The 17,706-nt window shown below is 71.7% G+C and carries 16 protein-coding genes, 2 tRNA genes and 1 rRNA gene; 10 read left to right on the top strand and 9 right to left on the bottom strand.

The annotated features are described in order from the left end of the window. Positions 1-86 precede the first annotated feature (86 nt). Positions 87-1,603, bottom strand: a 16S ribosomal RNA gene (locus ACPFP2_RS27790). 774 nt (positions 1,604-2,377) lie between these two features. On the opposite strand from ACPFP2_RS27790, the gene ACPFP2_RS27785 reads away from it, so the two are divergent. Beyond that, positions 2,378-3,244 (top strand): NmrA family NAD(P)-binding protein, encoded by an 867-nt coding sequence (locus ACPFP2_RS27785; protein WP_424092891.1) that lies wholly within the window; start codon positions 2,378-2,380, stop codon positions 3,242-3,244. Between the two features lie 87 nt (positions 3,245-3,331). Here ACPFP2_RS27785 and ACPFP2_RS27780 read toward each other — a convergent pair whose 3' ends face one another. Next, a complete protein-coding gene (locus ACPFP2_RS27780) occupies positions 3,332-3,595 on the bottom strand; it encodes an SCO4848 family membrane protein (RefSeq protein WP_424092889.1) in 264 nt (87 codons plus the stop codon). Between the two features lie 58 nt (positions 3,596-3,653). Continuing rightward, entirely contained in the window at positions 3,654-3,779 is a 126-nt protein-coding gene (locus ACPFP2_RS27775; protein WP_424092887.1) for a hypothetical protein, read from the bottom strand. A gap of 95 nt (positions 3,780-3,874) precedes the next feature. On the opposite strand from ACPFP2_RS27775, the gene ACPFP2_RS27770 reads away from it, so the two are divergent. The 4 genes from ACPFP2_RS27770 (at position 3,875) to ACPFP2_RS27755 (ending at position 7,370) form a co-directional block, all read left to right on the top strand. Continuing rightward, the gene (locus tag ACPFP2_RS27770) at positions 3,875-4,045 is read left to right on the top strand and encodes a hypothetical protein (protein ID WP_424092886.1); all 171 of its coding nucleotides are present in this window, start codon (positions 3,875-3,877) and stop codon (positions 4,043-4,045) included. Between the two features lie 98 nt (positions 4,046-4,143). Continuing rightward, positions 4,144-5,202 carry a tryptophan--tRNA ligase gene (trpS, locus tag ACPFP2_RS27765; protein WP_424092885.1) on the top strand — a complete coding sequence of 353 codons (1,059 nt, stop codon included), beginning with the start codon at positions 4,144-4,146 and terminating at the stop codon, positions 5,200-5,202. Between the two features lie 288 nt (positions 5,203-5,490). After that, the gene (gene argS / locus ACPFP2_RS27760; protein WP_424092883.1) at positions 5,491-7,209 is read left to right on the top strand and encodes an arginine--tRNA ligase; all 1,719 of its coding nucleotides are present in this window, start codon (positions 5,491-5,493) and stop codon (positions 7,207-7,209) included. Beyond that, positions 7,206-7,370 (top strand): hypothetical protein, encoded by a 165-nt coding sequence (locus ACPFP2_RS27755; RefSeq protein WP_424092881.1) that lies wholly within the window; start codon positions 7,206-7,208, stop codon positions 7,368-7,370. Before argS ends, ACPFP2_RS27755 begins: the two co-directional genes overlap by 4 nt. 65 nt (positions 7,371-7,435) lie before the next feature. On the opposite strand, the gene ACPFP2_RS27750 is transcribed toward ACPFP2_RS27755, so the two are convergent. Continuing rightward, positions 7,436-7,798 carry a DsrE family protein gene (locus ACPFP2_RS27750; protein ID WP_424092879.1) on the bottom strand — a complete coding sequence of 121 codons (363 nt, stop codon included), beginning with the start codon at positions 7,796-7,798 and terminating at the stop codon, positions 7,436-7,438. Positions 7,799-7,914: 116 nt separating this feature from the next. On the opposite strand from ACPFP2_RS27750, the gene ACPFP2_RS27745 reads away from it, so the two are divergent. Continuing rightward, on the top strand, positions 7,915-8,607 hold the full coding sequence (locus tag ACPFP2_RS27745) for a winged helix-turn-helix transcriptional regulator (RefSeq protein WP_424092877.1): 693 nt from the start codon (positions 7,915-7,917) through the stop codon (positions 8,605-8,607). Positions 8,608-8,829: 222 nt separating this feature from the next. Next, entirely contained in the window at positions 8,830-9,894 is a 1,065-nt protein-coding gene (locus tag ACPFP2_RS27740) for a lytic polysaccharide monooxygenase auxiliary activity family 9 protein (RefSeq protein ID WP_424092875.1), read from the top strand. 819 nt (positions 9,895-10,713) lie between these two features. Here the strand turns inward: ACPFP2_RS27740 and ACPFP2_RS27735 are convergent. The 3 genes from ACPFP2_RS27735 to ACPFP2_RS27725 form a co-directional block, all read right to left on the bottom strand. Then, a tRNA-Arg gene (locus tag ACPFP2_RS27735) sits at positions 10,714-10,786 on the bottom strand. 34 nt (positions 10,787-10,820) lie between these two features. Further along, positions 10,821-10,911 (bottom strand) — tRNA-Ser (locus tag ACPFP2_RS27730). A 758-nt stretch (positions 10,912-11,669) separates the two neighbouring features. Continuing rightward, a complete protein-coding gene (locus ACPFP2_RS27725) occupies positions 11,670-12,152 on the bottom strand; it encodes a hypothetical protein (protein ID WP_424092873.1) in 483 nt (160 codons plus the stop codon). 214 nt (positions 12,153-12,366) lie between these two features. Between ACPFP2_RS27725 and ACPFP2_RS27720 the strand changes: the two genes are divergently transcribed. Beyond that, a complete protein-coding gene (locus ACPFP2_RS27720; protein WP_424092871.1) occupies positions 12,367-13,017 on the top strand; it encodes a hypothetical protein in 651 nt (216 codons plus the stop codon). Here the strand turns inward: ACPFP2_RS27720 and ACPFP2_RS27715 are convergent. Beyond that, complete coding sequence (locus ACPFP2_RS27715) at positions 13,004-13,774, bottom strand: CPBP family intramembrane glutamic endopeptidase (protein ID WP_424092869.1); 771 nt, start codon at positions 13,772-13,774, stop codon at positions 13,004-13,006. The genes ACPFP2_RS27720 and ACPFP2_RS27715 overlap by 14 nt on opposite strands. Before the next feature lie 120 nt (positions 13,775-13,894). Between ACPFP2_RS27715 and ACPFP2_RS27710 the strand changes: the two genes are divergently transcribed. Continuing rightward, the gene (locus tag ACPFP2_RS27710) at positions 13,895-15,013 is read left to right on the top strand and encodes a globin domain-containing protein (RefSeq protein WP_424092867.1); all 1,119 of its coding nucleotides are present in this window, start codon (positions 13,895-13,897) and stop codon (positions 15,011-15,013) included. A gap of 114 nt (positions 15,014-15,127) precedes the next feature. Here the strand turns inward: ACPFP2_RS27710 and ACPFP2_RS27705 are convergent, their stop codons facing one another. Then, positions 15,128-16,633: a peptide deformylase gene (locus ACPFP2_RS27705; RefSeq protein ID WP_424092865.1), complete on the bottom strand. Its 1,506-nt coding sequence runs from the start codon at positions 16,631-16,633 to the stop codon at positions 15,128-15,130. Positions 16,634-16,919: 286 nt separating this feature from the next. Between ACPFP2_RS27705 and ACPFP2_RS27700 the strand changes: the two genes are divergently transcribed. Beyond that, positions 16,920-17,699, top strand: a complete 780-nt coding sequence (locus ACPFP2_RS27700; protein ID WP_424092863.1) for an IucA/IucC family C-terminal-domain containing protein — start codon at positions 16,920-16,922, stop codon at positions 17,697-17,699. Positions 17,700-17,706 lie beyond the last annotated feature (7 nt).

Below are 17,706 nucleotides of genomic sequence, written 5' to 3'. Positions count from 1 at the left end.
CCAGTGTCTCCGCCATCTGAGCACCCCGACCCGACATTCGCGGGCCGTGGGCTCCATGCCGTCTTTCGACGGATGGTGCTCCTTAGAAAGGAGGTGATCCAGCCGCACCTTCCGGTACGGCTACCTTGTTACGACTTCGTCCCAATCGCCAGCCCCACCTTCGACGGCTCCCTCCCACAAGGGGTTGGGCCACCGGCTTCGGGTGTTGCCGACTTTCGTGACGTGACGGGCGGTGTGTACAAGGCCCGGGAACGTATTCACCGCAGCGTTGCTGATCTGCGATTACTAGCGACTCCGACTTCACGGGGTCGAGTTGCAGACCCCGATCCGAACTGAGACCGGCTTTTTGGGATTCGCTCCACCTCACGGTATCGCAGCCCATTGTACCGGCCATTGTAGCATGCGTGAAGCCCTGGACATAAGGGGCATGATGACTTGACGTCATCCCCACCTTCCTCCGAGTTGACCCCGGCAGTCTTCGATGAGTCCCCGCCATAACGCGCTGGCAACATCGAACGAGGGTTGCGCTCGTTGCGGGACTTAACCCAACATCTCACGACACGAGCTGACGACAGCCATGCACCACCTGTGACCGCCCCCGAAGGACCTCACATCTCTGCGAGTTTTGCGGCCATGTCAAACCCAGGTAAGGTTCTTCGCGTTGCATCGAATTAATCCGCATGCTCCGCCGCTTGTGCGGGCCCCCGTCAATTCCTTTGAGTTTTAGCCTTGCGGCCGTACTCCCCAGGCGGGGCGCTTAATGCGTTAGCTGCGGCACAGGGAACCGGAGAGGCCCCCCACACCTAGCGCCCAACGTTTACAGCGTGGACTACCAGGGTATCTAATCCTGTTCGCTCCCCACGCTTTCGCTCCTCAGCGTCAGTATCGGCCCAGAGACCCGCCTTCGCCACCGGTGTTCCTCCTGATATCTGCGCATTTCACCGCTACACCAGGAATTCCAGTCTCCCCTACCGAACTCTAGCCTGCCCGTATCGACTGCAGGCCCGCAGTTGAGCTGCGGGTTTTCACAGTCGACGCGACAAGCCGCCTACGAGCTCTTTACGCCCAATAAATCCGGACAACGCTCGCGCCCTACGTCTTACCGCGGCTGCTGGCACGTAGTTGGCCGGCGCTTCTTCTGCAGGTACCGTCACTTACGCTTCGTCCCTGCTGAAAGAGGTTTACAACCCGAAGGCCGTCATCCCTCACGCGGCGTCGCTGCATCAGGCTTCCGCCCATTGTGCAATATTCCCCACTGCTGCCTCCCGTAGGAGTCTGGGCCGTGTCTCAGTCCCAGTGTGGCCGGTCGCCCTCTCAGGCCGGCTACCCGTCGTCGCCTTGGTAGGCCATCACCCCACCAACAAGCTGATAGGCCGCGAGCCCATCCCAGGCCGAAAAACTTTCCACCACCAACCATGCGATCGGAGGTCATATTCGGTATTAGCCCCGGTTTCCCGGGGTTATCCCAAAGCCTAGGGCAGGTTGCTCACGTGTTACTCACCCGTTCGCCGCTCGAGTACCCCGAAGGGCCTTTCCGCTCGACTTGCATGTGTTAAGCACGCCGCCAGCGTTCGTCCTGAGCCAGGATCAAACTCTCCAACAAAAACTTGTCGAAAAACTGTCCTGACAACAAAAGTGTTGCCAAAGGAATCCCAACCAACAACCCTCCCGAAAGAGAATCGCCAGTCCGGGGTATAAATCATAATTGGCACTGGCTTATCAAGCACCCTGTTGAGTTCTCAAAGAACAACCACACACCGCCCGGAAACCCCACAACCGCAGGACCCCCGACCCGGGGCACATCGTCCAACCGCGTCCAACGCTCTCGCGCCGGGCACTTTTACTACTTTACCTCACCGTCTTCCCCGTGTCAACCGGTGTGTCCCGGTCTGTCACGCTTCGTACGGGTTGGCGCCGCTGAGCACGCGCAGCAGCGTACCGCTGCGCTTGATCATCGGATTTGGCAGGCCGGCCGCTGCGGTGTCCCGCACGCTCGCCCGGTGCCCTGCCGGTCGACAACCTTACCCGGTCGGTTTCGCTCGTCCAAATCCGCCCCTCGGCGTTTCGGTCGAGCACCACCCGGACCGCGTCGGTCAGGGGCTACGCCCTGTCTGACCCGGTTGCCAGCCCCGGTTCGACGTTCCGGGCTCTCGTCCCGTTTGCCCCGTTCCGCGCTGGCAGAGAGAAAGTTACGCGTCTGCGGGTTTGATCGTCAAATCCGGGGGTAGCGGGCCGCGTCACACCATTTCCGCCGGCCTATCTTGCCTGCTCAAGCGGGTGGACGTAGAAGAGCGGCCGTCAAGAGGGGCCGACTGACCCGGTGACGCGGGTCCGGTCGCCCTGACCGGGTCCCGTCCGGCGGGAGGACGCTGACCCCATGACAGTCCTGGTGAGTGGCGCCACCGGCCGTGCCGGCCGGCACGTCGCCCGACTCCTGCACGACGGTGGCATCCGGGTACGTGCGGGCGTGCCCGACCCCGCCGCCGACGGCCCGTGGGACGAGGCGGTCCGCTTCTCCTTCACCGATCCGGCGACATGGGACGACACCTTCGCCGGCGTGGACCGGATGTTCCTCATGCGGCCTCCGCAGATCGGCGCCGTCAAGCGGGACATGCTCCCTGCGTTGGAGCGGGCCAGGCAGCTCGGCGTACGACGGATGGTGCTGCTGTCGTTGCAGGGCGCGGAGCGGAACCCGATCGTCCCGCATCACGCCCTGGAGAGCTGGCTCCGCGCCTCCGACCTGGAGTGGACCTTCGTGCGGGCCGCGTTCTTCATGCAGAACCTCTCCACCACGCACGCCGCCGACATTCGCGGCCGCGACGAGATCCTGCTCCCGGCCGGCCGTGGACGCACCGCCTTCGTCGACGTACGGGACGTCGCCGCGATCGCCGCCCTGGCGCTCGCCGAGGACGGGCACGCCGGACGGGCGTACACCCCGACGGGGTCCAGGGCGCTCACCTACGCCGAGGTGGCGGAGATCCTCACCGCGGAGCTCGGCCGGCCGATCCGCTACGTGCCGGCGGGGCCGGTGCGGTACTGGCGACGGGCGCGGTCGCAGGGCATGCCGGCGGCGATGGCGCTGGTGACCCTGGCGCTCTACACCACCTGCCGCCTCGGGCTGGCCGACGGACTCACCACCGACGTGCAGGACCTGCTCGGACGCCCGCCGATCGAGTTCGCACGGTTCACCCACGACGAACGGGCCGCCTGGGTACCGGAGCCGTCGCCCCTGCCGACCCGCTGACCGGCGGCCCCGCCCGCGACACACCGCTGCCGTGGGAGGACCGGCGCGTGGGTGGGTGCAGAGCCGAGACGTGCCCGGGGAACGCCGTCAGACGCCTGCGGCGTCGCCGCGCCGGCGGGCGGCGCGCCAGCCCCGTACCCCGAGCAGGCCGACGGTGGTGCCGATGGCGAGCGACGCGGCGATGAGCAGGGCGTGCACCCAGAGGAAGCTCGTCGGCGCGCCGTCGCCGACGGTGCCGGCGGACCAGGCGCGCGGGTCGTTCCAGATCGCGACCGCGAACCTCGGCCAGATCACCCAGGTCCACCCGCCGACACCGACGAGGAAGAGGGACCAGCCGCGGGTCAGCACCATGGTCAGCGAGTATGCCAGCGGCCGGGGGTACCTCACCTGGGACGGGGACCGGGCGGCGTCAGAAGCAGGTGCCGATGCCGCCGATCGCCGGGTTCGCGCGGTCGTGGTGGTGCACCGTCCCGTCCGGGGCGGCCATCAGGCCACCCCAGATCGTGCAGTTGCCCCGCAGGTAGGTGCCGTGCATCTGTCTCCCCCCTTTCCGGTGCTTTGTACTCGAGGACAGAATCGTCGACGCGCCGGAGGCCCCCACGGGCCGGGCAGCACGGCTACCGTGGGGGCATGGTCCGGCCGGTCATCACCGTCCCGGAGGCCGTTGACGGTCTCCCGGGCGGTCACGTGCCGCCCCTGACACCGACCAGCCCCGGCGACGGCCGGGAGCGGATCCTCGACGTGCTCCGTGCCAACGGGTCGCGGTTCCGCGCCGGCGCGCGATGGCGGTTCCCGCTCTGACGAGCTGACCCCCCACGACCCCTGGGCGACGCCCCGGGTGTCGATCGCGCGCGCCCGCGCGTCCTTCCACGTTCCCACGGCACGAGAGGCGTACCACCATGTCCGTTGCACGGATGCTCACCGGGGACCGCCCGACCGGGCGGCTGCACCTGGGCCACTACGTCGGCAGCATCGCCAACCGGGTCGCGCTGCACCAGCGCTACGACAGCTACTTCATCATCGCCGACCTGCACATGCTCACCACCCGGAACACCCGGGAGGACATCGCGAAGGTCGCCGGCAATGCCCGCGAGATGGTCACCGACATCCTGGCCTGCGGCGTCGACCCGCAGCGCGCGACGTTCTACCTCCAGTCGGCGATCCCCGAGGTCGGCGACCTGAACACCCTCCTGCAGAACCTGGTCACCGTGCCCCGCCTGGAGCGGGTGCCGTCGGTGCGGGAGATGGCCCGCGACGCCGGCCGGGAGGAGATCCCGTACGGGCTGCTCGGCTATCCCGTCCTCCAGGCCGCCGACATCCTCTGCGTCAAGGCGCAGGTGGTGCCGGTCGGGAAGGACAACGCCGCGCACGTCGAGGTGACCCGGGAGATCGCCCGCCGCTTCAACCACCTCTACGGCGAGGTCTTCCCGGTGCCCGGGACGATCGCGTCGGCCGCGCCCGTGCTCGTCGGCACCGACGGGCAGGGGAAGATGAGCAAGAGCCGGGGCAACGCCATCGCGCTCAGCGACGACGCGGCGACCGTGCGCCGCAAGGTGATGGCGATGTACACCGACCCGGTCCGGGTCCGCGCCGACGTGCCGGGGACCGTCGAAGGGAACCCGGTCTTCGCCTTCCACGACGTGTTCAACCCGGACCGGGCGCAGGTCGAGGAGTTCAAGGCGCGCTACCGGGGCGGCCGGGTCGGCGACGTCGAGGTCAAGGAGGCGCTGGTCGGCGCGCTCAACCGGTTCCTCGACCCGATCCGGGAACGCCGGGGGAGGATCGAGGCCGACCCCGGCCTGGTCGACCGGCTCATCGTCGAGGGCACCGAGCGGACCCGCGAGCGGGTCCGCGCCACCCTGGTCGAGGTCCGCCGGGCGATGGGCCTGACCGCGGCGTACCAGCAGGTTCGGCGTCGGGCCGAGCGAGCCCGCAAGGCCGCCGCCACGTCGGCCTGACGATCGGGTACGACCACCGGGCCGGCCGGATACGGGGTGCCCCCGCCCGGCCGGCCCCGCTACGCTGCCCTCATGACCAGCGCGACCGCTCAGGGCACCGGCACGTCGTACGACGTCCAGGTCGGTGCGGAGCGACGCCGGCGATCCGTCGCCCGCCCGCGCTGACCTGTTCCCTGCGACCGGCGGATCGAGCCGCCGGTCAGCACCGATCGTCCCTCGGTCCGCCCGCGCTATCCCCCTTCATCAGACCCGCGTGACGGCGCGGGTCCGAGCGAGATCGGCGTACCCATGGATCTTGAAAGGCTGCTCTCCGACCGGCTGGCGCCGGCGTTCGCGACCGTGGCCGGCGGCCCGGTCGACCCCCTGGTGCGGCGCTCGCCGCGCGCGGACTTCCAGTCCGACGCGGCGCTGGCGCTGGCCCGGCGGCTCGGCCGCCCGCCGCGCGACATCGCCGCCGACGTGCTGCAACACGCGGTGCTGGACGACGTGTGCGCCTCGGCGGAGGTCTCCGGCCCGGGCTTCGTCAACCTGACCGTGGCCGACGGGGCGCTGGCCCGGATGGTGGCCGCGCTGGCCGGCGACGACCGGCTCGGCGTGCCGGAGACCGGTACGCCGGAGACGGTGGTGGTCGACTACTCGGCGCCGAACGTGGCCAAGGAGATGCACGTGGGGCACCTGCGCTCCACGGTCATCGGCGACGCGGCGGTACGGCTGCTGGACTGGCTCGGGCACCGGGTGGTGCGGGTCAACCACCTGGGCGACTGGGGGACCCCGTTCGGGATGCTGATCGAGCACCTGGTCGACCTCGGTGAGGCCGAGGCCGCCGACGAACTGTCGATGGGTGACCTGGACTCTTTCTACAGGGCGGCCCGGGGCAAGTTCGACGCCGACGAGGCGTTCCGGGAGCGGTCGCGGCGTCGGGTCGTGGCGTTGCAGGGCGGCGACGAGCGGACGCGGCGGCTGTGGCGGCTGTTGGTGGAGCAGTCCGAGCGGTACTTCCTGACCGTGTACGAACTGCTCGACGTGACGCTGACCGGGGACGACTTCCGGGGCGAGAGCGCGTACAACGACCGGCTCGCCGGTGTCGTCGAGGACCTGGACGCGCTGGGGTTGCTGCGGGCCAGCGACGGCGCGGAGTGCGTCTTCCCGCCCGGTTTCGTCGGCCGCGACGGCGAGCCACTGCCGCTGATCGTGCGCAAGGGCGACGGCGGTTTCGGCTACCCGGCCACCGACCTGGCGGCGCTGCGCCACCGTACCGGCGACCTCGGCGCGACCCGGCTGCTCTACGTCGTCGGGCTGCCGCAGCGGCAGCACTTCGCGATGGTCTTCGCGGTCGCCGGGGCGGCCGGATGGCTGCGCCCACCCGCCCGGGCCGAGCACCTCGGGTTCGGGTCGATCCTCGGCGCGGACGGGCGGATGCTGCGCAGCCGGGCCGGGGAGTCGGTGAAGCTGGTCGGACTCCTGGAGGAGGCGGTCGCGCGCGCCACCGAACTGGCCCTCGCCAAGGACCCGGAGCTGGACGCCGAGGCGGCCGCCGAGATCGGCCGGGCCGTCGGCATCGGCGCGATCAAGTACGCCGACCTGGCCACCGATCGGGGCAAGGACTACGTGCTGAACTGGGAGCGGATGCTCTCCCTGGACGGCAACACCGCGCCCTACCTGCAGTACGCGTACTCGCGGATCCGGTCGGTGTTCCGGCGGGCCGGCACGGCCGCGCGGCCGGACGCGCCGGTGGTGCTGGCCGAGCCCGCGGAGCGGGCGCTGGCGGTCGAGCTGCTCGGCTTCGCCGGGGTGGTCGCCGAGGTGGAGCGGAATTTGGAGTTCCACCATCTCGCCGGCTACCTGCACCGGCTGGCCACCGCCTTCAGCGGGTTCTACGAACGCTGCCAGGTGCTGCGGGCCCCGGACGAGCTGCGGGAGAGCCGGCTGCTGCTGGCCGACCTGACCGCCCGGACGCTGCGTCAGGGGTTGCACCTGCTCGGCATCCGGACGGTGGAACGGATGTGACCGCGCGGCCAGCACCGGCGGATTCGCCGGAGTCACCGAGCAGCGGCTACACCAGGACGGTCACCACCCAGGACACGACCGAGGCGCCGCAGGCGCTCTGGGAGGTCATCTACATGACCGTGCTGATCGACCGGGAACTCGCCACCGCCTCGGTGAACTGATCCCCTCGGCCACGTCGGCCGGCCCGTGCAGGTGGGCCGGCCGACGTGCCACCGGCCGCATGCGCTCAGTAACTGAAGGTCGTCGCCCCGTCGCCGATCCACTCCCACATCTGGACCGTCCCACCGATCTCCGCCGACTTGATCAGCTCGGCGTCGTCGAGGCCCTTGGCGTTGAAGCAGACCGAGCAGACCAGGAACCTCCCGCCCGCGTCCTGGTACCGCCGGACCAGGTCGGGCAGCGGCGGGCAGCCGGCGCAGGCAACGGCGGTCGCGACGCCGCGCAGCGCGAGCCGGACCGCCTCCTTGGTCAGGAACATCAACGTCGGCCGGCCCTGTTCGGCAGCACCGACCGCCACCAGGAACGCCACGGTGACCCGCTCGGCGTCCTCCAGGCCGGTGGTCAGGCTGACGACCGCTTTTCCAGGCATGTCACTCCTCCTCGCGCACGGTTCCGCATCCCTCATGACGATGAGTGACGCGACCCCCGCGACCCGCTACGTTTTCTGTAGCGACGGGGCCCGGTCGATCGCGGGGAGCGTGAGCGGTGAAGCGGTACGGCCAGTACTGTCCGGTGGCCAGGGCCGCCGAGATCCTCGCCGAGCGCTGGACGTTGCTGGTCGTCCGGGAGTTGCTCTGGGGTGAGGACCGGTTCAGCGCCATCGCCCGGGGTGTCCCACGGATGTCGCCGTCGCTGCTCGCGACGCGCCTGCGCGAGTTGCAGCGGGCCGGCCTCGTCCAGCGGCACGTGGTGGACGGCGAGCCGCGTTACCGACTCACGCCGGCCGGGGCGGAGTTGCGGCCCCTACTGGAGCAGATGGGCGCGTGGGGCGCTCGGTGGATGCACGAGCTGCGCCCGGACGAGTTCGACCCCACGCTGCTGATGATCGACATCAAGCGCGACTCCCGGCCCGCCCGGATGCCGGAGAAGGCGACCACCGTGCAGGTGCACTTCCGCGACGCGCCGGTCGGCCAGCAACGGTGGTGGCTGGTCCTGTCCCGGTCCGGCGGAGCCGACGTGTGCGACACCGACCCGGGCTTCCCGATCAGCGTGTGGTTGGAGACGGAGGTGCCGACCCTCACCCGCATCTGGATGGGCGACATGAGCTGGTCGGCGGCCCTGCGCGACGAACTGCTGCGCCTGGTTGGTGATCCGGTGGCCTGCCGCGCCCTGCCGGGCTGGCTCGCCGTCAGCCCGTTCGCCGCCGTCGAGCGGGCGGCCGTCCCGCTGCCCCGGTGAATGCGGGCCGTCGCCGGCCGCTCCAGCGGGCCCGCCGCGCAGGGCGCCACCGGGATTCACGCTGATGGATATATCTAGTACCATTCCGGTTGGGAGCCGCCAGCCGTCGCAGGCAGCACAGCCATGCCGCCTGCCTCTCGAGATCGTTCTCATCGATCGGCGCACACTCTCCGGGTTGGGCACCCGCGGGAGACTCGGCGTCGGCGGATCAACTGGAGCATCATGAAACTCTCATCAACAGCCCGCCGTCTGGGACTCGGCGCGGCCGCCGTGCTCGCTGCCGCGTTCACGATGGTCGTCGTCGGCCAGCCCGGCCCGGCCTCGGCACACGGATCGGTCACCAACCCGCCCACCCGTAACTACGGATGCTGGGAGCGCTGGGGTTCCGACCACCTCAACCCCACGATGGCCCAGACCGACCCGATGTGCTGGCAGGCCTGGCAGGCCAACCCGAACACCATGTGGAACTGGAACGGCCTGTTCCGCGAGAACGTCGGCGGCAACCACCAGGCCGCCGTCCCGGACGGCCAACTGTGCAGCGGCGGCCGCACCCAGGGCGGCCTGTACGCCTCGCTCGACGCGGTCGGCGCGTGGACCGCGAAGCCGATGCCGAACAACTTCAAGCTGACGCTGACCGACGGTGCCAAGCACGGTGCCGACTACATGCTGATCTACATCACCAAGCAGGGCTTCGACCCGACCACCCAGCCCCTCACCTGGGGCAGCCTGGAACTGGTGCTCCGTACCGGCAGTTACCCGACCACCGGGCTCTACGAGGCCCAGGTGAACGCGGGCAACCGCACCGGGCGGCACGTCGTCTACACGATCTGGCAGGCGTCGCACCTCGACCAGCCGTACTACCTGTGCAGTGACGTGATCTTCGGTGGCGGCGGCACCCCGCCCCCGACCACCCCGCCGCCGACCACGCCGCCGCCCACCACCCCGCCGCCGACCACGCCGCCGCCCACCACGCCGCCGCCCACCGGCGACGGCTGCACCGCCACTTACCGCAAGACGAACGAGTGGTCCGGTGGCTTCGGCGCCGAGGTGACGGTGAAGGCCGGTAGCTCGGCCATCTCCGGGTGGACAGTGAAGTGGACCTGGCCCAACGGCCAGAGCATCACCAACTCCTGGAACGCGTCGATAACCTCGAGCGGATCGTCGGTCACCGCCGTCAACGTCGGCTACAACGGTGCCCTGAGCGCCAACGGCACCGCCTCCTTCGGATTCAACGGCTCCTGGAACGGCACCAACTCCACACCGAGCCTCACCTGTACGGCCCGCTGACAGCACCGGTGACGGGGGTGGCGCCGACCGGTGCCGCCCCCGTTCGCCGTCGGTGACCGTCGACCGGGCGAACACGTCGTACTGCCGCTCGACGCCGGAGGCCGGACGCGGACGGGCGAGGGCTGGCCGTAACGGTCGTCCGGCCGTGAGTCCGGGTGGGCCGCCCGAGGGAGCGGGGTGAGTCTGCGGGCACTACCGACCTGATGGCATGGATGGATCGCCCGGCGTGATCCGCCAGCGCCATCAGGTCCGTAGTGTCCCCATCCCCCCGGCTGCCACCCGCGCACGAGCCGAGCCCCGCCCGGCCGAGCCGGGAGTCGCTGGTGCAGGCCGGTCCCGACCGGGTGGGTTCGCGGTCGTCGTCGGCCCGGCCGCCCAGGAGGGCGCGCCGCGGCCTCTCCGCATGTCGCGTTACGACCTACCGCGCCCGTGCCACGGCGTGCGGGGGCCGGTGTTGCGCCGGCCCCCGCACGCGCAGGTCACGACCCCAATCGGTAGGCCCGGACGACCGTCTGCTGCACGCTGTTGCCGTTCGTGTCGGTGGCGCAGGTCCGCAGCGAGACGAAGCCGGAAGATGACAGCGCCAACCATTCACGCCGCCTACTCCGCAGCCCGCTAGGAGCCTCGCTCGACCACGCCCTGCCGACAGCGCGAGCCCGGAGCGGTCTGGGCGAGGACTGCCGAGACCCGTGAGGCGTTGAAGCGCCTGGGCTACCGGATGAACGGCACGGAAATCGGCATGACCGCTGCTGTTCTTTGCTGCTGTACCGCACGGAAAAGGGGCCGTCCCGGTTTCCCGAAACGGCCCCTCACCTGCTGTGCGCCCGAAGGGACTCGAACCCCTAACCTTCTGATCCGTAGTCAGATGCTCTATCCGTTGAGCTACGGGCGCTTGTGCTCGACCAGTCTACACAACCGGTTTCGCGCGGAGACTCCGGGATTCGAACCCGGGAGGGGCTTTAAGACCCCAACCGCATTAGCAGTGCGGCGCCATAGACCAGACTAGGCGAAGTCTCCCAGGTGGCCTCTGCAGACCACCGGGCCCGAGGATACAGGGCCGCACCCACCGGGGGCAAAGCGACTATCGCCGGGGCCGCGATTCCCCCGTGTGCGATGTCACGTTCGCGACTACGCTCCATCGACATGCAGGAGCAGACGCCGAGCGATCCGCCCCGTGGCGAGCCCGCCGGGGGAGCCCGCCGCCGACCGCCGAAGGCCGCCTTCACACCGCCTCCGAGCTCGGCGAAGGCGCCTCCCGCCGAGGAGCAGCCGGCGTCCGGGACGGCCTCGGAGAAGGCCCGGCCGGGGAAGGCCGCGCCCGCCGTGCTGTTCCGACCACCGGCCGCCGACCAGGCGCCGCCGCCACGACACGCCGGCCGGACCGGTCGGGCCACCACCGACGGCCCGGCCGACCCGACGCCGGGTGCCGCCACCGAGGAGCGGACGACCACCGCGCCGGAGACCACCGGACCGGAGACCACCACGGCCGAGGCGGCAGCGGGCACACCGAAGCCCCGCCGCGCCCCTGCGTCCCGGAAGTCGACCACCCCGGCGGGCGGATCGGCCCAGGTCAGCGCGACGACCTCCGGCAGGACGCGGGCCGGCAGGACGGCCAAGGCGACGCCGGCGGACCTGCCCGGTGATCCCGGACACACGCCCCCCGCAACCGTCCCCGGTGGGGTCGAGCCGACCGGACCGGTGAGTTCCGGCGTGACCGGCACGCCCGCCACCACCCCGGCCACGCGGGCACCCGACTCGGCCGGATCAGCGACCGCTCAGCCGGACGAGGCACCGACGGCCCAGCCGGACGGGACGGCCACACGTCCCGCTGACAATGTTGCGACGGCGCAACCGGGCACGACCGGCGTCACGGCTCCAAACGCCGCCACGTCGACGACGGCCGGTGAGCCCGGGACGGCCACCACCGCGGACGAGCCCGGGGCCGGGACGGGTGGGGGAGTCACGACACCGGCGAAACGGGAGTCCGCTCCGGCGAAGTCGACGACACCGGTGCGAAAAAAGAGCGCACCCGTCAAGAAGGCCGCCCCGGCCGCCAGGCAGGCGACCGCCACCCGGGCCACCACCGGGAAGAGGGCCACCTCCCGGAAGGCGACCCCGGGCAAGGCCACGCCGCCAACCCCGCAGCCGACACCGACCGCAGCGACCCCGACCGACGCCAACCCCGCACGGCACGAGGCCACACCGGCACCGCCGCGGGTCACTACACCGCCAGCGGCCACCGCGTCGCCGACCGACATCAGCCCTGCACCTCACCAAGCGAAACCCGCACCCACACCGGCAGCGCCCCGCACCGACACCACCCCGGCACCGCAGCAGGCAACAGGGGCGCCCACCACGCCGACACCCGCCGCAACGGCCCTCACCGACACCCCGACGCCGCAGCAGGCGGCACTGGCACCCACGCCCGCCGCAGAGCCGACTCCGGTCGCCTCCGCGCGGGAGGGGCAGCAGGTGTCAGGGCGTACCCCGGGACTGGACCTGGCGGGGATCCGGAGCCGGCTGCGGCAGCACCCGGGCTTCGCCCCCGAACTGCTCGCCCTGGCGGCCGTCGAGGGCATCGGACCGCGCGCCCGGGAGTGGGCGCACGGGCTGCGCGAGGCGTACCCGGATGCGGGTCCGGACGGGCTGGCCCGGCTGGCCACCCGGCGGTTCGTGCGGGTGGCCGGAATCGGCGGGGCGACCTCGGCCCTGGCCGGCCTGTTCGCGCCGGTGGCGGAGCTGGCGACGGTGCTGTGGAGCCAGGCCTCGCTGGTGCTGCACCTGGCGGCGGCGTACGGCCGGGATCCGCAGGACGCCGAGCGGGCGGTGGAACTGCTGGTGCTGACCCAGGTGCACCCGGACGCCGACAGCGCGCGTGCCGCGCTGGAGGCGGCGTGGGCGGCGGACGGGCCCGGGGACCGGCCGTGGCCGCGCGCGGCGGAGGCGGCGTGGCGGTTGGCGGCCCCGCTGGCGGCGCAGGCCGGCGGCTGGGCGGCGCTGCGGCTGGCGTCCCGGTTGGTGCCGGGAGCGGCGGTGCTGGCCGCGGCCGCGGGTGACGCGGCCGCCGCCGAACGGCTGGCGGCCCGGGCGGTGGCCGCCTACCGGCCGGTCAGAGCCAGCTGAGCCACGCCTTCGGCGCCAGCGTGTAGCCGACGAAGGCGACGACGTCGAGCAGGGTGTGCGCCACGATCAGCGGCATCACCCGCTTCGTGCGCAGGTAGAAGAGGCTGAACACGACGCCCATCACCGCGTTGCCGACGAAGGCGCCGAAGCCCTGGTAGAGGTGGTAGGAGCCGCGCAGCAGGGCGCTCGTCGCGATGATCGCGCCGAGCCGCCAGTGGAGCTGGCGCAGCCGGGTGACCAGGTACCCGACGACGATCACCTCCTCCAGCACCGCGTTCTGCGCGGCGGCCAGGAGCAGCACCGGCACCGCCCACCACAGGTCGGGCAGGCCGGCGGGGACCAGCTTGGCGTTGACGCCGAGCTGCGCGGCCACCCAGAACAGCGCCAGGCCGGGCAGGCCGATCAGCGCCGCCAGGCCGGCGCCCCGGGCCAGGTCGGAGCCGGGCCGCCGCAGGTCCACGCCGAGGGTCCGCGCCGGGTCGCCGGGGTCCCGCGCCAGCAGGTGTACGGCGAGCAGCACCGGCAGCAGCGCGAAGAAGATCCCGAGCAGCTGGTACGTCAGGTCGAGCCAGGGCCGGGGCTCCTTGGAGGTGTTCAGCGCGGCGGTCTGGGCGGAGAGTGGTCCGGCGGCCAGCGCGGCGGCGAGGGAGACCATCGCGTAGACGGCCGACTTGCCCAGGGAGAGGCCGAGGACCAGCACGGTCTCGGTGCCGAGGACCCGTCGGGAGGTGGGGCGGGCGAGCTGGTCGACGGTCACCGCACCACTCTGCCCGACCGCTGGGGCCGGCGGGAGTGGTCGCACAGTCTGTGCGACCGGTGTGCACGCTCCGTGGACATTCTATGCGGGCCCGATCCGCCGTCCGGAGGAGGAGCGCCCGTGCACGACTTCGCACGACTGCTGAAGGAGAGCTGGACCCTGGTCGAGGAGGACCGGGAGCGGCTGAGCGGTCACTTCTACGCCCGGCTGTTCCTCCTCGACCCCGAGTTGCGCAAGCTCTTCCCGGTGGAGATGACCGGCCAGGGCGACCGGATCCTGGACGCCATCGTCACCGCCACGCAGGTGGTGGACGACCCGGAGAGCTTCGAGGAGTACCTGCGCTCACTGGGCCGTGACCACCGGAAGTACCACGTGGACGCGGCGCACTACGAGACGATGGGCGTCGCCCTGCTGGACGCGCTGCGCAGCACCGCCGGCGACGGCTGGAACCTGGAGTACGACCAGGCCTGGCGGGACGCGTACGCGGCGATCACGGAGAAGATGCTGGCCGGCGCGGCGGCCGACGAGAACCCGCCGTACTGGCACGCCGAGGTGCTCACCCACGAGCGGCACGGGCCGGACACGGCGGTGCTGACCGTCCGCGCCCTGCAGCACCCGCTGTCCTGGAAGGCGGGGCAGTACGTCAGTGTCGAGGTGCCCCGGCACCTGCCCCGGGTGTGGCGGACGTACTCGGTGGCGAACGCCCCGAACGACGACAACGTGCTGGAGTTCCACGTCCGTACGCCGGTCGGCGCGGGTTGGGTGTCGGGGGCGCTGGTGCGCCGGACGAAGCCCGGCGACCTGATCCGGGTGGCCGCGCCGATGGGCTCGATGACGCTGGACCGCGACTCGACCCGGGACATCCTCTGTGTCGCGGGTGGGGTGGGGCTGGCCCCGGTCAAGGCGCTGGTGGAGGACCTGACCGCGTGGAACCGGACCCGCTGGGTGCACGTCTTCTACGGCGCGCGCAACACCGACGAACTGTACGGTCTGGCCGGCCTGGAGGAGTTGGTCGCCGCGTACCCGTGGCTGTCGGTGACCCCGGCGTGCAGCGACGACCCGGACTTCGACGGCGAGCAGGGCGACATCTCCGACGTGGTGACCCGGTACGGCCCGTGGACGGCGCACGACTGCTACGTCTCCGGTTCGGCGCCGATGGTCCGGGCGACCCTGCGGGCGCTCGCCGGGGACGACGTCCCGCCACCGCACATCCGGTACGACACCTTCGGCAACCTGTAGCGACTTTCCTCCCCCCGAAAAAACCGGGTCGCGTGCCCCCGCCCCCTGGGGCACGCGACCCGGTCCCCACACCGGCCCCTGACGGCGTCCCGCACGTGCCCCCGCTGGACGCCGTCAGGGGCCGGTCCCGCGGTACTCCTCGACTTCGACCAGCGGCACGCCCGGGGCCATCCGGTCGGTGTAGAGCCGCCCTTCCAGGTGGTCGACCTCGTGCGCGACCAGCCGGGCCATCCCGTACGCGAACGAGGTGATGATTCGGCTGCCGTCCCAGCGGGCGTGTTCCACGTCGACCCGCAGCGGCCGGGCGACCAGCCCCCGGTGGTCGGCGAAGGAGAGGCAGCCCTCGTACTGCTCGTCGGTGTCCGGGCTGACGTCGACCACCCGGGGGTTGAGCAGCACCACCGGCGCGGCGGCCCGGTCGGCGGGGCGCACCACGGCAGCGGCGGCGTCGACGCCGACCTGCGGGGCGGCCAGCCCCATCCCGGCGCTGAACGGGTGCAGCTCGTCGACCCGGGTCAGCAGGGCGGTGAGCCGGTCCACCACGTCCCGGGCGGCGGCGGCCTCCCGGGGCAGGTCGAAGGGGCGGGCGGGGCGGCGCAGCAGGTCCGCGTCGCGGGGCAGCACGCCGAGGGCGCGCAACCGGTCGCCGGCCCGGGCGGCGGCCAGCGCCCGCTCGGCGTCGGCGGGTTCGCCGCGGAACCGCCACTGGAGCCGGTAGCGCGAGTTGAGCGGCGGGTCGTCGACGGACCAGTCGAAGATCGCCCGGTCGCCGCGGTCGTGCCGGCGTACGGGGGTGCGCAGCGGGCCCTCGTCGGCGGAGAGCGAGGTCTCCACGCCCCAGACGCGAGGGTCGAGCGCCGCCGGCAGGTCCAGTCGCACCGCGAGGTGGCGGGTGGGCAGGCGGACGGCCCGCTGGAACCAGGGACCCCACTTCTCCCGCCCGACGTGGTACGCGTACTCGATCTCGGCGCGCTCGCCGGGGTGCAGCGGGAACGGGCCGTCGGCGTTCTCGAAGAGCAGCCAGATCTCCTTGTACGCGTCCCGGTCGTGCTTGGCCCGCCAGTGCATCGGCTCGCGGCTGCCGCCGTCGTCCCGGTACGCCCGCAGTCGCAGCTCGGCGAAGGTGAGCGGATGCTCCCGGTGGTGGCGGTTGGAGCGCCCGGGGTCGTCGGGCCACCGGTCGACGGCCACCCGGACCAGGTGCCGGGTGACCGGTTCGGCGCCGACGTTGTGCAGTTGCCGGCGGACCAGGCAGCGGTAGCCGTCGTCGGTGTGGGTGAGGGTGGCGGTCTCGCGTTCGACGACCAGGCCGGTGCCCGGGGGGAGCCACTGCCCGGGGGGCGGCAGTTCCCGGTGGACTGGGGCGGCCCTGGCCTGGCGGAGTTGGTCGTACTCCCGGAAGCGCTGCCAGATCGCGCCGCTGGCGTCGAGGACGGCCTCGGCGCGGCGGGCGAAGTCCTCGGTGGGTCGGTGCCGTCGCCCCTCGACGTGGCTCACGTACGACGGGTCGAAGCCCATCATGGTGGCGAGCTGCTTCTTGGAGAGTCCCCGCCCCGTCCGGTGCCGGGCCAGCTCGGCGGCGAAGGACTCGGCGGCCCGCTCCAGGGGGGAGGTCGTCATCAGCTTCCTCACGGCCGGGATGACAAGTCTTCACGTTCGATCGCTCACGCCGCACCTCAACTGGCGTTTTACCGACATTTGGCTTGACATCGGGCCGAGTTTCCGCACCTACCCAGCGGGTAGTACGCGGAGCCCGGGCCGGTCCGCCGCCAGCGACGTCGGCGGAGTGACCCGGGCCTCTCCATCCGGCTTCGGTGAGCCTTCCCCGATCGCGGCAAGTGTGGTTAGGCTAGCCTTAGTTCACGGACGGCTCGTCGGACAGGGGGACCAGCAGGTGACAGCGGTGATGCCGAGGGGGAGCCTCGCCCCGCCGCTCGCCCCGGTGACCGCCACCCTGCGGGCCATGTTCGGCACCGACGACCTGCCCGGTCTCGCACCGGGCCTGACGGTCGTCGACGAGGCCGGCTGGAGCCCGGCGACCACGCTGGTCGACGGCACCCGCCTGCCCGAGTTCCTGCGCGCCGCGACCCGCCGCTGGGGTGGCACCCCGCACGCCTGCGCCGCGCTGGCCTGGAAGTCCTACAGCTACTGGGTCGCCCTGCCGGTGGTGCTGGGCTGGGCCTCGGCCCGCCGCGTGCCGCTGCTCGACCCGGCCGACGTGCTGATCCACTTCGAGGACCACCGGCAACTGCTCACCATGGGCCTACGCGGCTCCACCCGGGTGGCGGTGCTGCCGAACGACCCGCTGGCGCTCTCCGGGCTCCCGGAGGTCCGGGTCGTCACCGACGAGGCCGAACTGCTCCGGGTGCTGCGCGCCTCGCTGCTCGACGCGCATCTCGCCCCGGTGATCGCCGCGATCCAGGCGGAGGTCCGGGTCGGCACCCGTACGCTGCTCGGCTCGGTCGCCTCCGGCATCGCGCACGGCATCCTGCGCGCGGCGGACGCGCTGCCGGGCTCCTCGACGCGGACCGTCGAGACCCTGCTGGACGCGCTGGACCTGGCCGACCTGGTCGAGCTGGTGCCCGGCCCGGGCGGCGAGCCGACGGTCCAGCGGCGCACCTGCTGCCTGGCCTTCACCCTGCCCAGCCCCAAGGTCTGCCAGGGCTGCTGCGTCCGTCCCGCCTGACCCGCGC

Origin of the sequence: Micromonospora citrea, assembly GCF_049629545.1 — a bacterium.
Lineage (GTDB): Bacteria > Actinomycetota > Actinomycetes > Mycobacteriales > Micromonosporaceae > Micromonospora > Micromonospora citrea_A.
The sequence above is the reverse complement of the archived record's forward strand: the minus strand, read 5'-3'. Positions and strand labels throughout refer to the sequence as shown.

What these genes read in the sequence shown, in the direction of transcription:
- ACPFP2_RS27785 (WP_424092891.1), top strand. Translation starts at nt 2,378, where the DNA reads ATGACAGTCCTGGTGAGTGGCGCCACCGGCCGTGCCGGCCGGCACGTC.
- ACPFP2_RS27780 (WP_424092889.1), bottom strand. Translation starts at nt 3,595, where the DNA reads ATGGTGCTGACCCGCGGCTGGTCCCTCTTCCTCGTCGGTGTCGGCGGG.
- ACPFP2_RS27775 (WP_424092887.1), bottom strand. Translation starts at nt 3,779, where the DNA reads ATGCACGGCACCTACCTGCGGGGCAACTGCACGATCTGGGGTGGCCTG.
- ACPFP2_RS27770 (WP_424092886.1), top strand. Translation starts at nt 3,875, where the DNA reads ATGGTCCGGCCGGTCATCACCGTCCCGGAGGCCGTTGACGGTCTCCCG.
- trpS (WP_424092885.1), top strand. Translation starts at nt 4,144, where the DNA reads ATGTCCGTTGCACGGATGCTCACCGGGGACCGCCCGACCGGGCGGCTG.
- argS (WP_424092883.1), top strand. Translation starts at nt 5,491, where the DNA reads ATGGATCTTGAAAGGCTGCTCTCCGACCGGCTGGCGCCGGCGTTCGCG.
- ACPFP2_RS27750 (WP_424092879.1), bottom strand. Translation starts at nt 7,798, where the DNA reads ATGCCTGGAAAAGCGGTCGTCAGCCTGACCACCGGCCTGGAGGACGCC.
- ACPFP2_RS27740 (WP_424092875.1), top strand. Translation starts at nt 8,830, where the DNA reads ATGAAACTCTCATCAACAGCCCGCCGTCTGGGACTCGGCGCGGCCGCC.
- ACPFP2_RS27725 (WP_424092873.1), bottom strand. Translation starts at nt 12,152, where the DNA reads ATGTCGGTCGGCGACGCGGTGGCCGCTGGCGGTGTAGTGACCCGCGGC.
- ACPFP2_RS27705 (WP_424092865.1), bottom strand. Translation starts at nt 16,633, where the DNA reads ATGACGACCTCCCCCCTGGAGCGGGCCGCCGAGTCCTTCGCCGCCGAG.
- ACPFP2_RS27700 (WP_424092863.1), top strand. Translation starts at nt 16,920, where the DNA reads ATGCCGAGGGGGAGCCTCGCCCCGCCGCTCGCCCCGGTGACCGCCACC.